15 protein-coding genes and 1 riboswitch are annotated in these 19789 nt (G+C 33.9%); of the genes, 3 read left to right on the top strand and 12 right to left on the bottom strand.

What is annotated here, in order from left to right:
• Positions 1-14 precede the first annotated feature (14 nt).
• From LG45_RS01140 to LG45_RS15950, 10 genes are all read right to left on the bottom strand, one after another.
• Positions 15-767 carry a head GIN domain-containing protein gene (locus LG45_RS01140; RefSeq protein WP_035123580.1) on the bottom strand — a complete coding sequence of 251 codons (753 nt, stop codon included), beginning with the start codon at positions 765-767 and terminating at the stop codon, positions 15-17.
• A gap of 10 nt (positions 768-777) precedes the next feature.
• Positions 778-1869 (bottom strand): acyloxyacyl hydrolase, encoded by a 1092-nt coding sequence (locus LG45_RS01135; RefSeq protein ID WP_035123578.1) that lies wholly within the window; start codon positions 1867-1869, stop codon positions 778-780.
• A 193-nt stretch (positions 1870-2062) separates the two neighbouring features.
• Positions 2063-3019, bottom strand: coding sequence for a methylenetetrahydrofolate reductase [NAD(P)H] (gene metF, locus LG45_RS01130; RefSeq protein WP_035123576.1), 957 nt, complete (start codon positions 3017-3019; stop codon positions 2063-2065).
• Between the two features lie 71 nt (positions 3020-3090).
• On the bottom strand, positions 3091-5760 hold the full coding sequence (gene metH / locus LG45_RS01125; protein ID WP_035123574.1) for a methionine synthase: 2670 nt from the start codon (positions 5758-5760) through the stop codon (positions 3091-3093).
• A gap of 75 nt (positions 5761-5835) precedes the next feature.
• Positions 5836-6828 (bottom strand): homocysteine S-methyltransferase family protein, encoded by a 993-nt coding sequence (locus tag LG45_RS01120; RefSeq protein ID WP_035123572.1) that lies wholly within the window; start codon positions 6826-6828, stop codon positions 5836-5838.
• 307 nt (positions 6829-7135) lie between these two features.
• A riboswitch (SAM riboswitch) is annotated at positions 7136-7240 on the bottom strand.
• 120 nt (positions 7241-7360) lie between these two features.
• Entirely contained in the window at positions 7361-8461 is a 1101-nt protein-coding gene (locus LG45_RS01115; protein ID WP_035123570.1) for a homoserine dehydrogenase family protein, read from the bottom strand.
• Positions 8448-9443, bottom strand: a complete 996-nt coding sequence (locus LG45_RS01110) for an alpha/beta fold hydrolase (protein WP_035123568.1) — start codon at positions 9441-9443, stop codon at positions 8448-8450. The genes LG45_RS01115 and LG45_RS01110 overlap by 14 nt, the downstream gene beginning before the upstream one ends.
• A 136-nt stretch (positions 9444-9579) precedes the next feature.
• Positions 9580-10038 (bottom strand): OsmC family protein, encoded by a 459-nt coding sequence (locus tag LG45_RS01105; RefSeq protein ID WP_035123566.1) that lies wholly within the window; start codon positions 10036-10038, stop codon positions 9580-9582.
• Positions 10039-10040: 2 nt separating this feature from the next.
• Positions 10041-11333: an O-acetylhomoserine aminocarboxypropyltransferase/cysteine synthase family protein gene (locus tag LG45_RS01100; protein WP_035123565.1), complete on the bottom strand. Its 1293-nt coding sequence runs from the start codon at positions 11331-11333 to the stop codon at positions 10041-10043.
• A 523-nt stretch (positions 11334-11856) separates the two neighbouring features.
• Complete coding sequence (locus tag LG45_RS15950) at positions 11857-12777, bottom strand: T9SS-dependent choice-of-anchor J family protein (protein WP_052087433.1); 921 nt, start codon at positions 12775-12777, stop codon at positions 11857-11859.
• A gap of 290 nt (positions 12778-13067) precedes the next feature.
• On the opposite strand from LG45_RS15950, the gene metK reads away from it, so the two are divergent.
• The gene (gene metK / locus LG45_RS01090) at positions 13068-14318 is read left to right on the top strand and encodes a methionine adenosyltransferase (RefSeq protein WP_035123563.1); all 1251 of its coding nucleotides are present in this window, start codon (positions 13068-13070) and stop codon (positions 14316-14318) included.
• A gap of 217 nt (positions 14319-14535) precedes the next feature.
• Here the strand turns inward: metK and LG45_RS01085 are convergent, their stop codons facing one another.
• Both LG45_RS01085 and LG45_RS01080 read right to left on the bottom strand, forming a co-directional pair.
• Positions 14536-17238: a carboxypeptidase-like regulatory domain-containing protein gene (locus tag LG45_RS01085; protein ID WP_035123560.1), complete on the bottom strand. Its 2703-nt coding sequence runs from the start codon at positions 17236-17238 to the stop codon at positions 14536-14538.
• A gap of 39 nt (positions 17239-17277) precedes the next feature.
• A complete protein-coding gene (locus tag LG45_RS01080; RefSeq protein ID WP_035123558.1) occupies positions 17278-18192 on the bottom strand; it encodes a GLPGLI family protein in 915 nt (304 codons plus the stop codon).
• 126 nt (positions 18193-18318) lie between these two features.
• Here LG45_RS01080 and LG45_RS01075 point away from each other — a divergent pair, with 126 nt between their 5' ends.
• Together LG45_RS01075 and LG45_RS01070 are read left to right on the top strand one after the other, a co-directional pair.
• Positions 18319-19107, top strand: coding sequence for an NHL repeat-containing protein (locus LG45_RS01075; protein ID WP_035123556.1), 789 nt, complete (start codon positions 18319-18321; stop codon positions 19105-19107).
• Positions 19107-19721, top strand: a complete 615-nt coding sequence (locus tag LG45_RS01070) for a deoxynucleoside kinase (protein ID WP_035123554.1) — start codon at positions 19107-19109, stop codon at positions 19719-19721. The genes LG45_RS01075 and LG45_RS01070 overlap by 1 nt, the downstream gene beginning before the upstream one ends.
• Positions 19722-19789 lie beyond the last annotated feature (68 nt).

Below are 19789 nucleotides of genomic sequence, written 5' to 3'. Positions count from 1 at the left end.
AGCTGGATTAGCTTCTAATTATAAATCAATTTTCCTTGATATAATTCTTCAACATCAACTAAAACTGGATTGTTTTTTAAGATAATATTTCCGGTGCTCACAATTTTTCCAGTGATACTTTGAATTGGTCTAACCGTCATGTCGTTGTAACCGCGATGAAAAACTTTGATATTTTGAGCCGTTAGATTTTCGGCCTCAATTCTTCCGTTTCCTTCGTAAAAATTTAATAAAGCTTCGTCTGTTTGACCCGAAATATAATATCTTGAAACGTTATTATTTTCTATAACTAATTGACTGTTATTTACTTGAATATGAAAATCATTTGTTCCTGCGCCCGGACCTAAATCTAAGGCATTGAGTCTAACTATTTCATGAGTGAGCACTCCATCTGAGTTGATGTCTTGCTCGGTTCTTGAAGTTATATTTAAAAAATCGAGCGTTGGCGTGGTGACATAAACTATTGTTTGACCATAATCGCGCACCCAATTGCAAGATGAATTATCTTTTAAAAACAATCCGTCGTTCTTGAATTCGACCGAAATATTATCTATTAAATTTTCGCCTGTTCGCACTTCAACTTTATATTCTGTTCCTTGTTTTACAACCAATCCTACACCTTTTTCAACGTAAATTGTGTGGAAATAGTTGGCTTCTAGAACTTCAAAATTTTTAGTGATTATATTGCCTGTCGATTCAATGCAATCTGACGGTTTAGAGCAGTTTACAAAAGACAGCAAGACAATAACAATTAGTATAATTTTCTTCATATTTATAATTTTATAAACGAACGCCAATTGCAAACTCCATTGCTTCGGCTAGAAATCCATGGGTTTTAATTGACAATCCTGTAAAGATTTTTTTATTGAAATAATACTTCATTCCAACTCTGTCATAAACCGGGATGTTGTATTTATAAGGTTGGTAAACATAATAACCTACTTGTCCTTCGAGTGAAATTTTATTAATAAATAACTCATAACCAACGAAAACGCCTACTCGTTTAAAGTCTGTATTTGGATCAAGGTTTTTTTCAGGATAAGCAACCGATTGGTATTTTATGAAATCTTTAAAGAAATTAGACAAAAAAAGTTCGGATCCAAGTTGAACAGCGCTTTTTCTATTAAGACGTTTATCGGCATAAAAACCTAGATGATAAAAGGCATGTTGACCGCTTCCGATTATTGGACTTTCGTTTACACCTGTTCGAAGAATAATATTGTAACGAATTGGCTCTTTGAAAGTTAAATCAACTTTAGCTGTATCTTTTTCACGCTTAACTTTCTCTTCAAAATTATAATTTACACCAACACTTAACGAATATGTATTAATACCACTATTGGGTGCTTTCATTCTTCCGTTAGAGAAATGAGTAAATAATATTCCGGCTTGAAGTCCGAAATTATCAACAAGATAATCTTTTTTATAAGTCAGTCCGAAGTTAGTATTTCCTAGAAGTTTAGAGCCAAAAGCGCTGTTTTTACTGTTGGTTTCCTTATCATGCGGATTGGTTGTTATGGCGATTCCTTGTGCCAATTTAAACACCAGATTCCTGTTTAAAAAATAAAAATCATAATGCATTCCGGCTGCATAACTTTTACCTAAAATTTCGTTTTTAAAGTCTTGATACAAGAAATAAGCACCATAATCTGGATAACCAAAAATCTTATGCCACTCTTTGCTACCGTGAGTTTGTTTAGAAAAATTAATCATCACACCTTCGGGATGACCCGTCACCAAATGATACAAATCATCTGTATGAGGCAAAACATTTCCTCTTAAAAAAGTAACATCAACCGCATTGGTTTCTTTAGTTTCTTGTGCAAAAAGTGTTGCCGAAAACAAAACCACCAAAAAGTACAATTTCCTCATCCTAAAATTTTAAGTTCACAAATATAGCAGAATAACTTTAGGATTTATAAATTTAATTTGGAGCGAATGGTTTGGGTGTTTTTGGTTTCCATTTTCCTGCTATCCATTACAATAAAAAACCTCCAAACAATGGAGGTCTTTTATTTTCATTACTATCAGGGCTAGGTTGTAATTGTATTTTATAAAATCAGAATTAAAAAACATCCTTTGCAATTGCCTTAATATTTTCAGCTTTTCCCATAGAATAATAATGTAAAACCGGAATTCCTGCAGCAACCAATTCCTTACTTTGTTGCGTACACCATTCAATCCCTATTTGTTTTACAGCGTCGTTGTCTTTTGCTTTTACAACTGCCATAATTAAATCGTCTGGTAATTCTAATGAAAAACGATGCGGAATTAAATTCAGTTGTTTCTTAGTTGCAATAGGTTTCAATCCAGGTATAATTGGAACTGTAATTCCAGCAGCACGACATTTGGCAACGTAATCAAAGAATTTTTTATTGTCAAAAAACATTTGAGTAATAATATAATCGGCTCCATTTTTTATTTTTTGCTTCAAGAAGTGAATATCACTGTCCAAACTTGGAGCTTCCATGTGTTTCTCTGGATAACCCGCAACACCAATACAGAAATTAGTACAAGCCGAATTCTGTAAATCTTCATCCAAATAAATTCCTTTGTTTAGGTTATCTATTTGCAAAACCAAATCGGTTGCAAACTCATTTCCTTCACGTTCCGGTCTGAAATACGTTTCGTTTTTCAAGGCGTCACCACGAAGCGCAACAACATTATTGATTCCAAGAAAATCCAAATCAATCAATAAATTCTCAGTATCTTCTTTTGTAAATCCGCCACAAAGAATATGCGGAATGGCATCAACATCATATTTATTCTGAATTCCAGCACAAATTCCAACTGTTCCAGGACGCTTTTTTACAATTTTCTTTTGTAACAAACCACTTGGTAATTCCTTAAATTCATATTCTTCACGATGATAGGTTACGTCAATAAATGGCGGATTAAATTCCATCAACGGATCAATACTATCAAAAATAGATTGAATATTTTGTCCTTTCAATGGCGGAAGAATCTCAAAAGAAAATAATGATTTTCCGTTGGCGTTTTCTATGTGTTCTGTTACTTTCATAATTTTTAGTTGTCTGTTGTCCGTTATCTGTTTCCAAAAAAACTGAAAACTGATAACTGACGACTTTTTTTTTAATCTGCTATATTCGGCGAAAGCCATTTGGTTGCCATTTCGGTAGAAATTCCTCTACGTTTGGCATAATCGATTATTTGATCTTCTTTTATTTTTCCGAGTCCGAAATACTTGCTTTGCGGATTGGCAAAATAATATCCAGAAACGGAACTTGCTGGCCACATTGCCATACTTTCGGTAAGCGTTACTCCTATTTCTTTTTCCACATTTAGCAACTTCCAAATTGTTGGTTTCTCTAAATGGTCTGGACAAGCTGGATAACCTGGTGCTGGACGAATTCCAGCATATTCTTCAGAAATTAAATCTTGATTGGATAAATTTTCATCCGATGCGTAACCCCAAATTTCTTTACGAACTTTTAAGTGTAAATATTCGGCAAATGCTTCCGCAAATCGATCGCCGAGTGCTTTTACTAAAATCGAATTGTAATCGTCTAATTGTTTTTCGAATTCAGCAGCTTTTTCATCTACTCCAAAACCAGTTGTTACACAAAAACATCCTATGTAATCTTGTTTTCCTGAATCTTTTGGAGCAATAAAATCGGCTAAAGCAATATTTGGTGCGCCGGCGGTTTTCTGTGATTGTTGGCGTAGCGTTAGAAATTTGGTTGTGAATTGAGCCTGAACTTCAATATCATCATCATTAATTGTATTTGCTTGAAAGATTCCTAGAATTCCTTTTGCAGTCAACCATTTTTCTGAAACGATCTGTTGTAACATTTCTTGCGCGTCGGCAAATAAATTGGTGGCCTGTTCTCCAACAATTTCATCCGTTAAAATCGCAGGATATTTTCCGTACAATTCCCATGAATTAAAAAATGGCGTCCAATCTATAAAATCAACCAATTCAGAAAGTTCCACTTCAATGGTTTTTGTTCCGATAAAATTTGGTGTTATTGGTGTGAAATTATCCCAATCTAATTTTAGTTTATTTTTGCGGGCATCTTCAATCGAATGAAAATTTTTGTCGCGACTTCTATTCAAATAACCATCACGTAACTTGTCGTATTCTTCACGAATTGCTTTCACGTAACGTTCTTTGGTTTCGGCTTGCAATAAATTACTAGCAACCGTTACGGCACGCGAAGCATCGTTTACGTGAACAACGGTTTGCTTATATTCTGGTGCAATTTTCACGGCTGTGTGCGCACGAGAAGTTGTCGCTCCACCAATCATAATTGGAATTTTGATATTTAATTTATCTAATTCTTTTGCCAAATAAACCATTTCGTCGAGTGACGGCGTAATCAATCCGCTCAATCCTATAATATCTACATTGTGCTCAATTGCTGTTTGAATAATTTTTTCTGGCGGAACCATAACTCCTAAATCAATAATTTCAAAATTATTGCAACCTAAAACTACAGCTACAATATTTTTTCCAATATCGTGAACGTCACCTTTTACAGTTGCCATCAATACTTTTCCTGCCGAAGATGATTTTCCGTCTTTCTGTGCTTCGATAAACGGCAATAAATAAGCAACTGCTTTTTTCATTACACGAGCCGATTTTACAACTTGTGGTAAAAACATTTTTCCACTTCCGAATAAGTCACCAACGACATTCATTCCGGCCATTAAGTTTACTTCGATAACTTCGATTGCTTTTTCAGATTGTAATCGTGCTTCTTCGACATCAATTTCGATAAATTCGTCGATTCCTTTTACTAACGAATGAGTTAATCGTTCTTGAACCGAACCATTTCTCCATTCGGCAATTGCTTTTTCATTTACTTTATAATCACCTTTGAAGGTTTCTGCTAAATCTAATAATCGTTCGGTTGCGTCTTCTCTTCTATTTAAAAGAACATCTTCAACGTGTTCTAAAAGTGTTTTGTCGATTTCATCGTAAATCTCAAGCATTTCCGGATTAACAATTCCCATGGTCATTCCGTTTTGAATGGCGTGATACAAAAATGCCGAATGCATCGCTTCACGAACGGTATCATTTCCTCGAAACGAAAACGAAACGTTACTTACACCACCAGAAATATTGGCATAAGGAAGATTTTCACGTATCCATTTTGTGGCTCTGAAAAAATCTAAGGCATTCAGTTTATGTTCGTCCATTCCTGTTGCAACCGGAAAAATGTTTGGATCAAAAATGATGTCTTGCGCTGGAAAACCTACTTCATTAACAAGAATATCATAACTCCTTTTACAGATTTCAATACGTCTTTCATAAGTATCGGCTTGACCATCTTCGTCGAATGCCATCACGATTACTGCTGCTCCATATCGTTTAATTAATTTGGCGTGATTCATGAAAGTATCCTTACCTTCTTTAAGTGAAATGGAATTTACAACGGCTTTTCCTTGTACAACTTTCAATCCGGCTTCTATGATTTCCCATTTGGAACTATCAATCATAACTGGAACTCGGGCAATATCTGGTTCGGCAGCAATTAGATTTAGGAATTTGGTCATGGCATAAACACCATCGAGCATTCCTTCGTCCATATTGACGTCTATTATTTGTGCGCCACCTTCTACTTGTTCTCTTGCAACAGAAAGTGCTTCGTTGTATTTTTCTTCTTTTATTAATCTTAGAAATTTACGCGAACCTGTTACATTGGTGCGTTCGCCGACGTTTACGAAAATGGATTCTTCGGTAACGAAAAGCGGTTCTAGACCTGAAAGTTGTAAATTTATTTTGTTTGTTCTTGACATGTTATTTTATTTTGCCGCGAAGGCACGAAGACTCAAAGTTTTTTTAGCCACAGATTAAATGGATTTTTACAGATTTTAATTTGTTACTAATTCTGATTTTCTTGGTTTGAATTGTGATGCAATATCTGCAATTGCTTTAATGTGTTCTGGTGTTGTGCCGCAACAACCGCCAATTATATTGATTAAATTATCTTGCAAATATTCTTTAATTAAAGCTTGCATTTCGATTGGTGTTTGGTCGTATTGTCCGAATGCATTTGGCAAACCTGCATTTGGATGTGCCGAAATATTTAGTTGTGTGTTGTGTGCCAATCTTTTTAAATACGGTTTTAACTGATCTGCGCCAAGTGCACAATTGAAACCGATACTTAACAAATCGATATGCTGAATTGATATTAAAAATGCTTCAACCGTTTGACCAGAAAGTGTTCTTCCTGAAGCATCTGTAATTGTTCCTGAAACCATTACAGGAATGTCTAGATTGCGTTCTTCTTTTACTTCTTCGATTGCGAAAAGTGCAGCTTTTGCGTTTAAAGTATCGAATATTGTTTCTACTAATAAAACGTCGCAACCGCCATCGATTAACGCTTCAACTTGTTGTTTGTAGGCGATTCTTAAATCGTCAAAAGTTACGGCGCGATAACCTGGATCGTTTACGTCTGGTGACATTGATGCTGTTCTGTTGGTTGGTCCGATTGAACCTGCTACGAAACGTGGTTTGTCTGTAAATTCGTCGGCTACTTGTCTTGCTATTTTGGCGGATTCGTAGTTTAGTTCATAAACTAAATCTTCCATGTGGTAATCTGCCATTCCGATGGTTGTTCCAGAGAATGTGTTGGTTTCTACAATATCTGCTCCAGCTTGAAAATACAGACGATGTACTTCCATTACTGCTTGGGGTTGCGTAATGGAAAGTAGATCGTTGTTTCCTTTTAATGGATGTGGGAAATCTTTGAAACGTTCACCACGGAAGTCCTCTTCGGAGAAATTATTACGTTGCAGCATGGTTCCCATTGCTCCGTCTAGAACTAGGATTCTTTCTTTTATTGCTTGGTTTATTTTTGACATAATTTATTTGCCACGAAGGCGCTAAGTCACTAAGTTTAATTTTTTTTAACCATTAAGTGAGTTAAGTTTTTTTTTAAGAAATACTTCTTTTTGAAACTAGACTTTTACAAAAATGAATTACTTTTTAGCCCTGATTACAGCGGTATCTTTTTATTTTTTTCTTTAAAAAATAAAAAATATAGCGGAAAGCAGGATTATGGATTGCAAAAATGCGCAAGCCATTCGCTCTTGATACTGAAACAAGTTCAGTATGACAAGTTGGTTTAAAAATTATTTATGTTATTGTGAAAGTGAGAGGAAATTCTCGGGGTTATCTGTTTCCGATAAATCGGAATAGAATGTAGCACCTTCTACAGTTGTAGGGTTGCTAAGCTTTCATCGAGTCTAATCTCTCCAGCTTTCGTGATAACAGTCAATAAGTTTATGAACAGTGCAAAGTAATGACATAGAAATTTATTTTGCAAGTGTTTGTTAAAAATAAAAACCTACAACGATATAGTGTTGTAGGTTTTTGGGTTGGGTTGGTTGTAAATTATTGAAAAACAGCTTCTTGAATTTTTATTTTATCGGCTATTTTTAGAATATCGGTCAATACGCCGCGAGCTGTTACTTCTTTTCCTGCGCCTGCACCTTGAATGACAATTGGAATTTCGCCGTAGGATTTTGTGTAGATTTCTATCAAGTTATCGGCACCTTTTAGCTGACCTAATGCGGTTGATTTTGGGACAGAAATGAGTTTGACTTCGAGTTTTTGAGTGATTACATCAAGTTCGCCAACGTATCGTAAAACGTGATTTTGAGCTTGGGTTATTTTGGCAATGTTAAACGGTTTATCGAATAGCGTTTTGTTGATTGCATATTGTGCTTTGGAATGTTGTTCGTTTAATTCTGGTAGCAAAAGTGATGCGATTTTGATGTCGGAAAATTCAAATTTCTGTTCGATTTCTCTTGCTAGAATTAATAATTTTCTGGCAACATCGTTTCCTGATAAGTCTTCGCGTGAGTCAGGTTCGGTGTATCCGTTTTTTTCGGCATCGGCTAGAATTTTGGAAAATGTAGTTTCTTCGGATGAAAATCTGTTGAAAATATAACTTAATGAACCCGAGAAAACACCTCTAATTTTTGTGATTTTTTCGCCTGAAAAGTGTAAATCGTTGATGGTTTGAACTACAGGCAATCCTGCTCCAACATTTGTTTCATAAAGAAACGTTTTATCGAAGACTTTTAAATTCTCTCTTAATTCGTTGTAGAAATTTAAATCTAATGTGTTGGCTTTTTTATTGGCAGTCACAATATTAAATCCGTTTTGGATTAATGGAATGTAGCTGTTTACAATTTCGGAACTTGCAGTGGCATCGACCGCGATTAGGTTTTCGAATTGTTGTTCTTTTACATATTCAATAATATCTTCGATTCTGAATGGAATTGCCGATTGTGCAAAATTGGCTTCCCATTGATTTTTAACGCCTTCTTTTTCGAAAAAAGCTAGTGTTGAATTGGTGATTATTGGAAATCTCAAATCGATATTTCTTTTTTCCAAGAAGAATTTCTGGCTTTCGATGACTTGGTTTATTAAAGTGCTTCCCACATTTCCGATTCCGAAAAGGATTACATTTATTCTAAGCGTTGACATAATTTTGATGTTTTTGTTTATTAAAAATAGGTTCTAAAATTTGTGCTAGTTGGTCAAATTCAATCAAGAAAGCATCGTGACCATGGATGGATTTTATTTCGTGATAGAAAACATTTTGCTTTATTGGTTCTAAAATTTCAAAGGTTTCCCGATTTTCATCTGGAATAAAAAAGTAATCGGTATCGACTGAAACTATGTGAATGTTGGCTGAGATTTTACGAGCTGAAACTGCAAAATCATTGGTTTCTTTTGTTATATCAATGGTTTTTAGCAGATGATTCATGAGTTTGTATGCAGCTAATTTGAAGCGGTTCTGTAATTTGAGTCCGTGATTCACGAGCCAGTTTTCTATTTGAAAATCATTTAAATCTGCTTTTTTATTTCTGTTGAATTTTTTCTTGAACGATTGTGGCGTTCTGTACAAAAGCATCGCATGAAGTCGCGCATCGACAATTGGATTATCCGAATTATTCAGAATTTGATCTTGCACTAAAACATTAGCAATTACCCAATCGGAAGCTTTCCAATCGGTTGCAATTGGGATTAGATTTTGAAATTTATCTGGTTGCAAATTTGCCATTTCCCAAGCAATTCCGCCACCTAAACTTCCGCCAATTAAAGCAAAAACAGATTCTATTTTAAGAACATTAATTCCTTCTAAAAAAATACTGGCAATGTCTTTCGCAGTAAAATCCTTGTAATTCGTGATTAGATTTTCTGGATTTCCGTCAAAACCATTTCCTGGAATATCGAATGCGATTATCGTAAAATTATTGGTATCGATAATTTTATCAATTCCGATTAAATCGTTCCACCAGCCGTTTTCTCCAGTAACATATGAATTTCCGGTTAACGCATGATTGACAATCACGATAGGAGCATTTCCAATTGGTTGACCAAAAGTTTGATAGAACAATGGAGTTTTGGTTAAAACTTTTCCATTTTCTAATTTGAAATTTAGAATTTCTATTTTTTGTAACATTTTATATTTTTTTAAACCATTATGGCACTAAGAAAATTGAGTTTTGATTTTATTTTCTAATTCATTTTTGAAAAACTGCCTTCAATCGCGACATTGAAGACAGTTTCAACAAACAAAAACCTAAACAAAATTTTTATTAAGCCGCTTCCACAGCTTGTAAATCTTTAAATAAAACTACCGAAACTGGCGTTGGATTTACCAAATTATCTTGAACCGGACATCGATTTTCAATTTCTATTAGCCAATCTTTTAGTTGTTCCAAGCTAGCGTCAGAAGTTGGTTTAACAATCACTTCAATAGAACTAAAGCCAGCTCTTTCATTGCTAATTTTTCCCTGATATTTGTCTAGACTTAATTTGGCAGATAATTCTACTTGAAGTGATTTTAAAATAATTCCGTGTTCTTTGGCAACAATTTTTCCAACAGCATTAATGCATCCAGCGTAACCGGCGAGAATATATTCTAATGGACTTGGACCTTCTAATTCTGGAAAATCATCGTTTTTACTAATTCGGACATCAAAGTTTTGAGCTTTGACTACAAATTGATTTTGCTGTTTTGCATATCCGACTACGTTTACAATTTTCTGACTCATGATTAGACTTTTTGCGAATTTTTAATAGTTTCAAAAACTTCTTTTAAATCAGCTTTCAAGTCATCGATATCTTCTAAACCAACAGAAAGACGGATTAAATCTTTGGAGACTCCTGTGGTTTCTTGTTCCGCATCAGATAATTGTTGGTGCGTTGTGCTTGCCGGATGTATTATTAATGATTTAGTATCGCCGATGTTGGCTAAAAGCGAGAACAATCTGGTTCCATCAGCAACTTTTTTGGCTGCTTCAAATCCGCCTTTTAATCCGAAAGTTACGATGCCGCTTTTTCCTTCTGGTAGATATTTATCGGCCAATTCTTTATATTTTGAAGTTTCTAAACCTGGATAATTTACCCAAGCTACTTCTTCTTGAGATTGCAACCATTTGGCTAAAGCAAGAGCATTTTCAGAATGCTTTTTGATTCTGATTTCTAAAGTTTCCAATCCTTGAATGGTTTGAAAAGCGTTAAAGGGACTTAAAGCTGCACCAAAATCACGCAATCCTTCAATTCGAACTTTGGCAATAAATGATGCTGCGCCAAGTGCTTCGTAGTACTTCAAGCCATGATATCCGGCTGATGGTTCTGTGAATTCAGGGAATTTACCGTTGCTCCAATCGAAGTTTCCTGCATCGATAATTACACCACCAAGTGATGTTCCGTTTCCGGTAATGTATTTTGTCAGTGAGTGAATTACGATGTCGGCTCCATATTTTATTGGGTTTAACAAAAACGGAGTTGCAACGGTATTGTCCACAATAAACGGAACTTTATAGGCTTTTGCTTCTTTAGAAATGGCTTCTAAATCCAACACATCAAGTTTCGGATTTCCTAAACTTTCTACAAAATAGGCTCTTGTATTTTGTTGCGATGCTTTTGTGAAATTTTCAGGATTTGATGGGTCAACGAAGGTAGTTGTGATGCCCAATCTTGGTAAAGTTACTTTTAGCAAATTGTAAGTTCCTCCATACAAACTGTTGGATGCAACGATGTGATCGCCAGCTTTTAGTAATGTTAAAAATGTTGTTGCAATTCCTGCAGTTCCAGATGCTGTAACGACAGCTCCAATTCCGCCTTCTAGTTTTGCCAAACGTTGTTCTAGAATGTCGTTGGTTGGATTGTTTAATCTGGTGTAGATAAATCCGGCTTCGGCAAGTCCAAAAAGATTGGCTGCGTGATCTGAATTGTTAAAAACATACGATGATGTTTGGTAAATTGGGACAGCTCTAGTTCCTGCGTTTTTAGTAACATCGTGTCCTGCATGAAGTGCGTTGGTTGAAAATTTTTGTGTGCTCATGATTTTTAGTATTAAGATATTAGTATTAAGTATTAAGATTTTTGAAATAAAAAAAGTCCCTTTGGATGGCTTACCAAAAGGACTTTTACAATAGAAATGTAGATTTCATTTATGTTTTCCGTTTATGGTAATAGCTGATGTCGATACAACACATTGTGCGCATCATCATACAAGACATCATCATATTTTTTGCTATTACGTTCATTTCGAAATTGTTATTTTTAAAAAAGCACTTCGACAGCGCTCAGTGTGACAAATTTGTTTAAATAAAAAAACCTCTGCGGTTTGCAGAGGTTTCATTTGAATATATTTTAAAAATTTAAAATTATGCAATAGAAGTGCTCTGCGGAAGTTTCCACATCATACGACACATATTGCACATTGTTAAATTCATTTTTTCTTTTTTTTGATGGAGCAAACTTCTGAAGTTATTTTGAATAAAAAAAATAAAATTTAAATTTTAACATTTTTGTAAATAAAAAAACCCACTTAAAAAGTGGGTTTAGAATGACTTATCTGTTGATTAATTCTTAACAATTTTAGTAGTTCCAGAACCATCTAATGTGCTAATTTTCAAGAAATAAACTCCTGAATTTAAATCAGAAATATTTATAGATTCTATAGAAGATCTAAACTCTTTTACAATTCTACCGTTGATATCTGTAATTGTAGCTGCAGAAATTTCAAGGCTGTTAACATTTGAAATATTAATTATATCAGTAGCAGGATTTGGATAAACTGCAAAGTTGTTTTTAAAGAAATCATCTGTGCTTAAAGTTCTGTCAACAGAAAATGTATCAATACCAATAATGTCAGAATTAGCACCACTTGGACCACCATTTGTAACAAAATATCTGAATGCAAATTTCACTGGAGTTGGCCCAGTTAATCCAGCAACAGTATATGTATATTGCGTCCATACTTTAGGATATACAAATCCATTTACCAAAGTTGGATTTACACTAACCCCAAGAGTTGTAAAACTTCCGACATCTAAAGCTCCAGATGGCAAAACAGTTGTAGCTGCTGTACTCATTCTTAGCTCTAAACGATCTGGATAATCAGTAGTTCCATCTGTACCTTTTCTAGAATAAAAAGTAACAATATCACCATTTTCAACAGTAATATTTGGCGTAATTAACCAATTGCTAATTGTTCCTGCTCCAGTTGTACTGTTGAAGTTGACTAATGCAAAAGAATTATTTCCACCAGCTTGCCCAATAGGAACAGTAGTGGTATTTCCACTTCCGAAAATTGCATTTGCAAGAGGAACTGTGAAAGTTGCATTATTCCATGTAGAAGCACCAACAGGTGAACTTTGATTAGTAGATTGCCATCCAGCTGAAATCATAGCCGCAGTAGTTCCATCAAATCCAAAAGAGAATTGATTTTGCGCTATTCCAAAAAATGGAATTAATAATAAAGAAAGTAAAGTTTTTTTCATAGTTAAATGTTTTAAAATTGATTTATCACAAAGCTATAAAAAAAATAGTACAAAAAATTTAATGCTCACTATTTTAACATCTTGTCCTACGTAAAAAGTAATTAAAGAATTTTGAAAAATTTGAAATCATTTAAAAATACATTTTATATATTTGCACTCGAAATAAAGAGGAAAAATTTGAACTGATTGCAACCTCGTAAAAAAATGCTAAAGCAGAAACTCTCCTTTAGCCTTTTTTCCCGCAATTCGAATTTTTCTTCACAAAAATTAATTTAAAATTAAATTATATTATGGCTTATTTATTTACGTCAGAGTCAGTTAGTGAAGGACATCCAGACAAAATAGCAGATCAAATCTCTGATGCATTAATCGATAATTTTTTAGCATTTGATGCTGAATCGAAAGTGGCTTGTGAAACGCTAGTTACAACTGGTCAAGTTATTCTTGCTGGTGAAGTAAAATCAAACACGTATCTTGACGTTCAACACATTGCTAGAGAAGTAATTAGAAAAATTGGATATACCAAAAGTGAATACATGTTTGAAGCAAATTCTTGTGGAATTCTTTCTGCAATTCACGAGCAATCGGCAGATATTAACCAAGGTGTTGATAGAGCTAGCAAAGAAGAACAAGGTGCTGGAGATCAAGGAATGATGTTTGGTTATGCAACAAATGAAACTGAAAATTACATGCCATTGGCATTGGATTTATCTCATGCTTTGTTGAGAGAATTGGCAACTTTGAGAAGAGAAAATAACGAAATTACTTATTTACGTCCAGATGCTAAATCGCAAGTTACTCTAGAATATTCTGATGATAATAAACCGCAACGAATTGATGCGATTGTAATTTCTACACAACACGACGATTTTGATGAAGAAGCGACCATGTTGGCAAAAATTAAATCGGATTTAGTTTCTATTTTGATTCCGAGAGTCAAGGCAAAATATCCTCAATATGCTCATTTATTTAATGACAATATTACGTATCACATCAATCCAACTGGGAAATTTGTAATTGGTGGACCACACGGAGACACTGGATTGACAGGAAGAAAAATTATCGTGGATACTTATGGAGGAAAAGGTGCTCATGGTGGTGGTGCATTTTCTGGAAAAGATCCAAGTAAAGTGGATAGAAGTGCAGCTTATGCAACACGTCATATTGCGAAAAACTTGGTTGCTGCTGGAGTTGCTGATGAAATTTTGGTTCAGGTTTCATATGCTATTGGAGTTGCTAAACCAACTTCTATAAATGTAGTTACTTATGGAACTTCGAAAGTGAATTTGACTGATGGAGAAATTAGTAAAAAAGTAGAAGCTATTTTTGATATGCGTCCGTATTTTATTGAGCAACGCTTGAAATTGAGAAATCCTATTTACAGCGAAACTGCAGCTTATGGGCACATGGGAAGAACGCCACAAACGGTTACAAAAACTTTTCACGCTCCAGGTGGACTTACAAAAACTGTTGAAGTTGAATTGTTTACTTGGGAGAAATTAGATTTTGTTGATCAAGTGAAAGCCGCTTTTGGGATTTAATCTTTAGATTCTGAAATAAATTCAGAATGACATTATACAAAAACCTAGCTTCAATTAGTCAGGTTTTTTTTAGCCCAGACTGGAATGGAAAGCTCTGAAAACAAAAAATGCCAATTTTTCTTGTAACAAAAAAGCGACCAACGGAAGCTCTTTTTGTTGCGTAGAAAAATGGCATTTTTGTTGAAGACTTGCAATGGAAAGCTGGATTAGCTTCTTATTACAAATTGTATTTTAAACTAAGAATAATGTATCTTGGTTGCACTGTATATTGTGATGTTCTTGTTGAGAATTGCGAGAAACTATCATCATTTAACGAAGTTGTATTTAGCAAATTGGTTGCCGCAACTTTGTATTCCCATTTACTGTCTTTTTTCTGATAAATTAAACTTGCTGAAAGGAAATCGTACTCGTTTTCAACAGTTTTATCGGCGTTATAATAATGATAAAATTCATACTCGGAAACAAAAGAAAAACTCTTTAAAAAGTAATAATCCAATCTTGCTGATGGTCTATCAGTATAGAATTTAGAACCAGCATAATCATTTATTGTTAAGCTATATCCAACTTCTAAGTTTGGTAAATTTTTATAATTTGTAGAAAGAGAAAGTGAATGCACTTGTGTAAAACTTTCGTTTGTAACCAAAATAGTATTTTGAATATTATTAAATTTAGACCAGTTCAATCTTGTGTTGAAAGAAGCTTTGTAGTTTTTCAAGAAAGAACGACCGTAGCTTGCAAAACCCGAAATTGATTCGTCTGCAAAATCTGAATTAAATGGAGAAGAGGATTGATTTACTCCATCAAAAACCGATTGCGTTTTAACGGCATCCACTGATTTTGTGTAGTTAATATTGGCGTTTATGTTCTCGAAATTGAACATATTAAATTTTCTAAAAGTAAGCGAATGTGACTGAACTGTAGAGTTTTCTAATGTTCTTGAACCTCGCGACAAACTGTTGTATCCGTTTAAAACAAAACCTTCCGCAAGACGATTAATATCTGTAAAATTATTTGTTAATCCGAAGTTATACGTTAATGTTTCTGATTTTTTTATTTGATAAATAGCTAGAAAATCCGGTAAAATTCTAAAGAAATTCATATTGAATTTAGAACCCAATTGTGTGTTGGTCATATCATAACTATGAAAACTAACTCCTGGTGTGAACGTGAATTTTCCTGAAAGAATTTTATAATGCAGTCCTAAAAAGGCGTCATTAAAATTATAAGTTACATCATTTGTATTAGTAGGATTGTCTAAATCATTTACAGAACCATCGTCTAAAACTTGGTAAATTGACGAGTCGAAAGTTTGGTGCGAATAGGTATTTCCTAAAGTCACATTGATATTACTTTTAGGTGTAACCATGTAATAATAATCTAATTTCGCATCGATTTTGTTGGTCTTAACAAAACGACTTTGATTAATATCGTTTCTATTTTCTCCTGAAGTGTAACCTAGTAAATTAAAAGGTTGCGTTTCTAAATTTGCATTGTAAAACGGATCTTCATCTTGATACAAATGTTGCATTTCGAAAGCAAAAATGTTCTTGTCACTTTGTGTGTAATAGGCGCTCAAATTCTGATTTAACGAAGTTGGATCTTGCTTTTTAGAAGTAAAAATATTTTCTGTATCTGACGTTCCTGAAACAATTGATTCTCGTAACAAATTGTTGTTTTCGTCTTGCTTTGAAATTTTTCCTAAAACATCGTAATCAAATTGAAATCGTGCACTTGGTTTATAACTCGAACTCAATTTGAATAATCCTAAACTACTTTTTTGGTGTGCAACTTCTTCTCTATTTTCTGTAGTAGCAACTTCGGATGAATTTGGAACAAAAATATTAGTTTGTGATTTCGTTTCTAAATCGGTTATTGATGAAGATATAATTCCGAATCCGCTTAAACTCCATGTTTTAGTAACATTATAAGAGAAATTTGTTGCTCCAAAATTGGTTTCAATTTCTTTAGCTCGATTGTTTCTTAAAAGCGAAATTCCTAAATCATTAGAAGAAACATTAAAACTAGAACCACCTTTTCCCATCATGTTTCTAAAACCGCCTGTGAATTTAAAATAATCTTGGATTGTCAATGGCAACTCACCAATATTATTAAAATTAGTGATGATATTTATGCTGTATTTTGGGTTGTAATAGAATAATTTTGGATTGATTAAATAGCGTTCTTCGTCGTGACCAACACCAATTCCTGCAGTCATATCACCAAACCAGAAGTTTTTCTTTCCAGATTTTAGTTTGATATTCATCGCAATATTATCCTGATTGTTTTCAACACCTTTTAAGATCGAGTTTTCGTTGTAATTTCTTAAAACCTGTACTTTATCAATCGCATCGGCAGGAATATTTTTAACCCCTAATTTGGTATCACCATCGAAGAAATCTTTTCCTTCCACCATCAATTTGGTAACTTTCTTGCCTTCAACTTCTACTTCACCATCAGCATTTACTTCAACTCCGGGAAGTTTTTTTAAGATATCTTCTAGTTTTCTTTCGGTTCCAGTTTTAAATGAATCTGCATTGTAAACAATGGTATCACCTTTTATAGAAACTGGCATTTCACGAACAATTTCTACACCTTCAAGTTCAATTCCTCCAGGTTCCAAAGTAATATTTTGAGTAATATTTTCAGATTGTGTAGTTATAGTTATCTCCTTATTTTGCATTCCGAGATAACTTATCTTGACGTTATAAGTTGCGTTTTTGTTTAAATTTAAAACAAACTTACCTTTGTCATTGGTAATTCCGTAGGCGTCAACCGCTTTTGTGGCTTGATTTACCGCCATAACATTAGCCATTTCAAGAGGAGTTTTACCCGATTCTAAAACGCTACCTTCAAAACGAATAGTTTGTGAAAGTGAAATTGTATAAGTAAATAAAAGAGCGAATAAAAGTATTTTTTTCATCGATTAGATTGTGGTTATTTTTGTTTGTTTGTGAAAAAATTATCTACTCATTCTCATTTGCATTCCACCTCTTCCGCCTTGACCTTGATTCATTGATCTAAACTCCTCCATTTTTTTGATAATTGTTTCGTCGTAATCTTTTTGTGAAATTACTTTTCCATTATTAGGTGCTTTTATTTCAACTCTATCTTTCGGATTTAAAACAATTTTTGAACATAATATTATTGTTTTACCATCGTTCACTTCAAGAATTAATCCTGGCAAACCCCAATATCCTTCTGGACCTTGATTTACAGGAATATCCATTGTATACCATGCTGTAATTGTAATTTCTTTAGGCATATCTAATTCGTCAAAAAAGCTAGTTGTTTTTGCTTTTCCATCGGCTGCTTTCGCTTCTGCAGCTTTCTTTTCGTCTGCTTTTTTGTCTTCTTCTTTTTTAGGTCTGAAATTTCTAAAATCGGTTTTACTTGCCGGAATTACCGCTGTTGCTTTGTAACAAGTGTAACCACCTATTTGACGTGTTTCACCTTCCATTTTCCATTTGTAAGTCGTTAAAGAATCTTTTATAAGAAATTCTTTTCCCATAAATTCTTTATCAACCGCATACGACTTGTCTTTTACATTTTTGTAATACGTTCCGCCGCCGCCCATCATAGAAGCCATCATTCGCATTCCGCCGCCTTGACCTGGCGCGTCTAATTTTTCTTCTTCTTTATAAATAGAAGCTTGTTTATCAAAATTTAAAATGAATGTTTTTTCGAACATTTTTTTCATTCGTTCTTCTATAGTTTTCTGCATCTCTGGCGTAATATCTCTATTTCCAGACATTTGAGCTTTAAAATCGGAAGTACTTGTTTTAGATTCGTAAACCGCCATGCCTTGAAAATCTTTTTGCGCATGCGAAACAATAAATGTTAGTATCATACTAACCGAAAAGAATATTTTTTTCATAAGAAGTTGATTTTTAAATACGACGTAACAAATATGACGATTGAAAACCTATTTTGTTACCAAATTGATGTTAAAATAATTGGTATGACTTCTTAAAATTTAAAAGGTTTAATGTAATTTAGCATTATGTTTAAAAAAGGGTTGGCAATTTTATCGTTTCTATCGTTTTCAATTGTATTTGCTCAAAAAATTACAATTGAAAAAAAAGATTTTGTTACCCTAAACGCTACCGAATTTGTTGGTTTTGATTCCTTTAGAAATTACTTTTACATAAAAGACAATGTAATTTATAAAAAAACAGATGTTGAATTGCTTCAATATCAAAATCTTGCCTTAGGAAAAATAGCCAAAGTCGACATTCTAAATCCGTTGAAAGTTATCGTTTTTTACGAAGAATTCAACGCAGTAATCATACTCGATAACTTCCTTAACGAAATACAAAAAATTGAATTCTCCAACCTTGAAACTCCAGTTGTAACAAGCGCAATGGGAATTTCTGGGCAAAATAAATTATGGCTTTTCAATACCTTAAATCAGCAAATTGGCTTGTATGATTTAACAACCAATCAATATCAAAATCTCGGAATTCCAATTAACGACGGATTCCAATACTATCAAACCGATTTCAACTATTTTCATTGGATTGACAAACAAAACAATTGGTTTACTTGCACGATTTTCGGACGAATAATTGCTAACGGAAAAACAGAATTTGCTACAAAATCCAAATTCATCAGCGAAAACAAAATGCTCTTCTCAAAAGATGACAAGCTCTATTTGAGTGACCTAAGCACAAACAAAACCTACGAAATAGAAATTGTTGAGAAAACGTTCCAAAAATTTTATTACAAAGACCAAATTTTATCTATTTTTACCGACCAAGGAATTACAAATTATAAAATTACTTTACCATAATGCATATAGCTGTAGCAGGAAATATTGGTGCTGGAAAAACAACTCTTACGCGTTTTTTAGCCAAACACTTTAAATGGGAACCTCATTTTGAAGACGTAGTTGACAATCCGTATCTTGACGATTTTTACCATCAAATGGAGCGTTGGTCGTTCAACCTACAAATTTATTTCTTGAACAGTCGTTTTCGTCAAGTGCTACAAATTCGCGAAAGCGGAAAAAAAATCATTCAAGACCGAACAATTTATGAAGATGCGCACATTTTCGCACCCAATCTTCACGCCATGGGATTAATGACCAACCGCGATTTCGAGAACTATTCATCACTTTTTGAATTAATGGAAAGCTTAGTTGAAGCGCCAGATTTACTGATTTATTTGCGTAGTTCTATTCCAAATTTAGTTGGGCAAATTCACAAACGCGGACGCGAATATGAAAACTCCATTTCTATCGATTACCTAAGTCGATTGAACGAACGTTACGAGGCTTGGATTACCACATACACCAAAGGAAAACTATTAATTATTGACGTTGACAATATTGATTTTGTAAACAATCCTGAAGATTTAGGAATGATAATCAATAGAATTGACGCCGAATTAAACGGTTTATTTTAAAATATTTAGAAGCGAATGGCTTGGGCATTTTTGTTGTCCATTTTCCTGCTTTCCGTTGCAATAAAAAA

Source organism: Flavobacterium aquatile LMG 4008 = ATCC 11947, from assembly GCF_000757385.1.
GTDB lineage: Bacteria > Bacteroidota > Bacteroidia > Flavobacteriales > Flavobacteriaceae > Flavobacterium > Flavobacterium aquatile.
Note: the sequence above shows the minus strand (reverse complement) of the source record. Positions and strands in the feature narration are given on the sequence as shown.

What these genes read in the sequence shown, in the direction of transcription:
- LG45_RS01140 (WP_035123580.1), bottom strand. Translation starts at nt 767, where the DNA reads ATGAAGAAAATTATACTAATTGTTATTGTCTTGCTGTCTTTTGTAAAC.
- LG45_RS01135 (WP_035123578.1), bottom strand. Translation starts at nt 1,869, where the DNA reads ATGAGGAAATTGTACTTTTTGGTGGTTTTGTTTTCGGCAACACTTTTT.
- metF (WP_035123576.1), bottom strand. Translation starts at nt 3,019, where the DNA reads ATGAAAGTAACAGAACACATAGAAAACGCCAACGGAAAATCATTATTT.
- metH (WP_035123574.1), bottom strand. Translation starts at nt 5,760, where the DNA reads ATGTCAAGAACAAACAAAATAAATTTACAACTTTCAGGTCTAGAACCG.
- LG45_RS01120 (WP_035123572.1), bottom strand. Translation starts at nt 6,828, where the DNA reads ATGTCAAAAATAAACCAAGCAATAAAAGAAAGAATCCTAGTTCTAGAC.
- LG45_RS01115 (WP_035123570.1), bottom strand. Translation starts at nt 8,461, where the DNA reads ATGTCAACGCTTAGAATAAATGTAATCCTTTTCGGAATCGGAAATGTG.
- LG45_RS01110 (WP_035123568.1), bottom strand. Translation starts at nt 9,443, where the DNA reads ATGTTACAAAAAATAGAAATTCTAAATTTCAAATTAGAAAATGGAAAA.
- LG45_RS01105 (WP_035123566.1), bottom strand. Translation starts at nt 10,038, where the DNA reads ATGAGTCAGAAAATTGTAAACGTAGTCGGATATGCAAAACAGCAAAAT.
- LG45_RS01100 (WP_035123565.1), bottom strand. Translation starts at nt 11,333, where the DNA reads ATGAGCACACAAAAATTTTCAACCAACGCACTTCATGCAGGACACGAT.
- LG45_RS15950 (WP_052087433.1), bottom strand. Translation starts at nt 12,777, where the DNA reads ATGAAAAAAACTTTACTTTCTTTATTATTAATTCCATTTTTTGGAATA.
- metK (WP_035123563.1), top strand. Translation starts at nt 13,068, where the DNA reads ATGGCTTATTTATTTACGTCAGAGTCAGTTAGTGAAGGACATCCAGAC.
- LG45_RS01085 (WP_035123560.1), bottom strand. Translation starts at nt 17,238, where the DNA reads ATGAAAAAAATACTTTTATTCGCTCTTTTATTTACTTATACAATTTCA.
- LG45_RS01080 (WP_035123558.1), bottom strand. Translation starts at nt 18,192, where the DNA reads ATGAAAAAAATATTCTTTTCGGTTAGTATGATACTAACATTTATTGTT.
- LG45_RS01075 (WP_035123556.1), top strand. Translation starts at nt 18,319, where the DNA reads ATGTTTAAAAAAGGGTTGGCAATTTTATCGTTTCTATCGTTTTCAATT.
- LG45_RS01070 (WP_035123554.1), top strand. Translation starts at nt 19,107, where the DNA reads ATGCATATAGCTGTAGCAGGAAATATTGGTGCTGGAAAAACAACTCTT.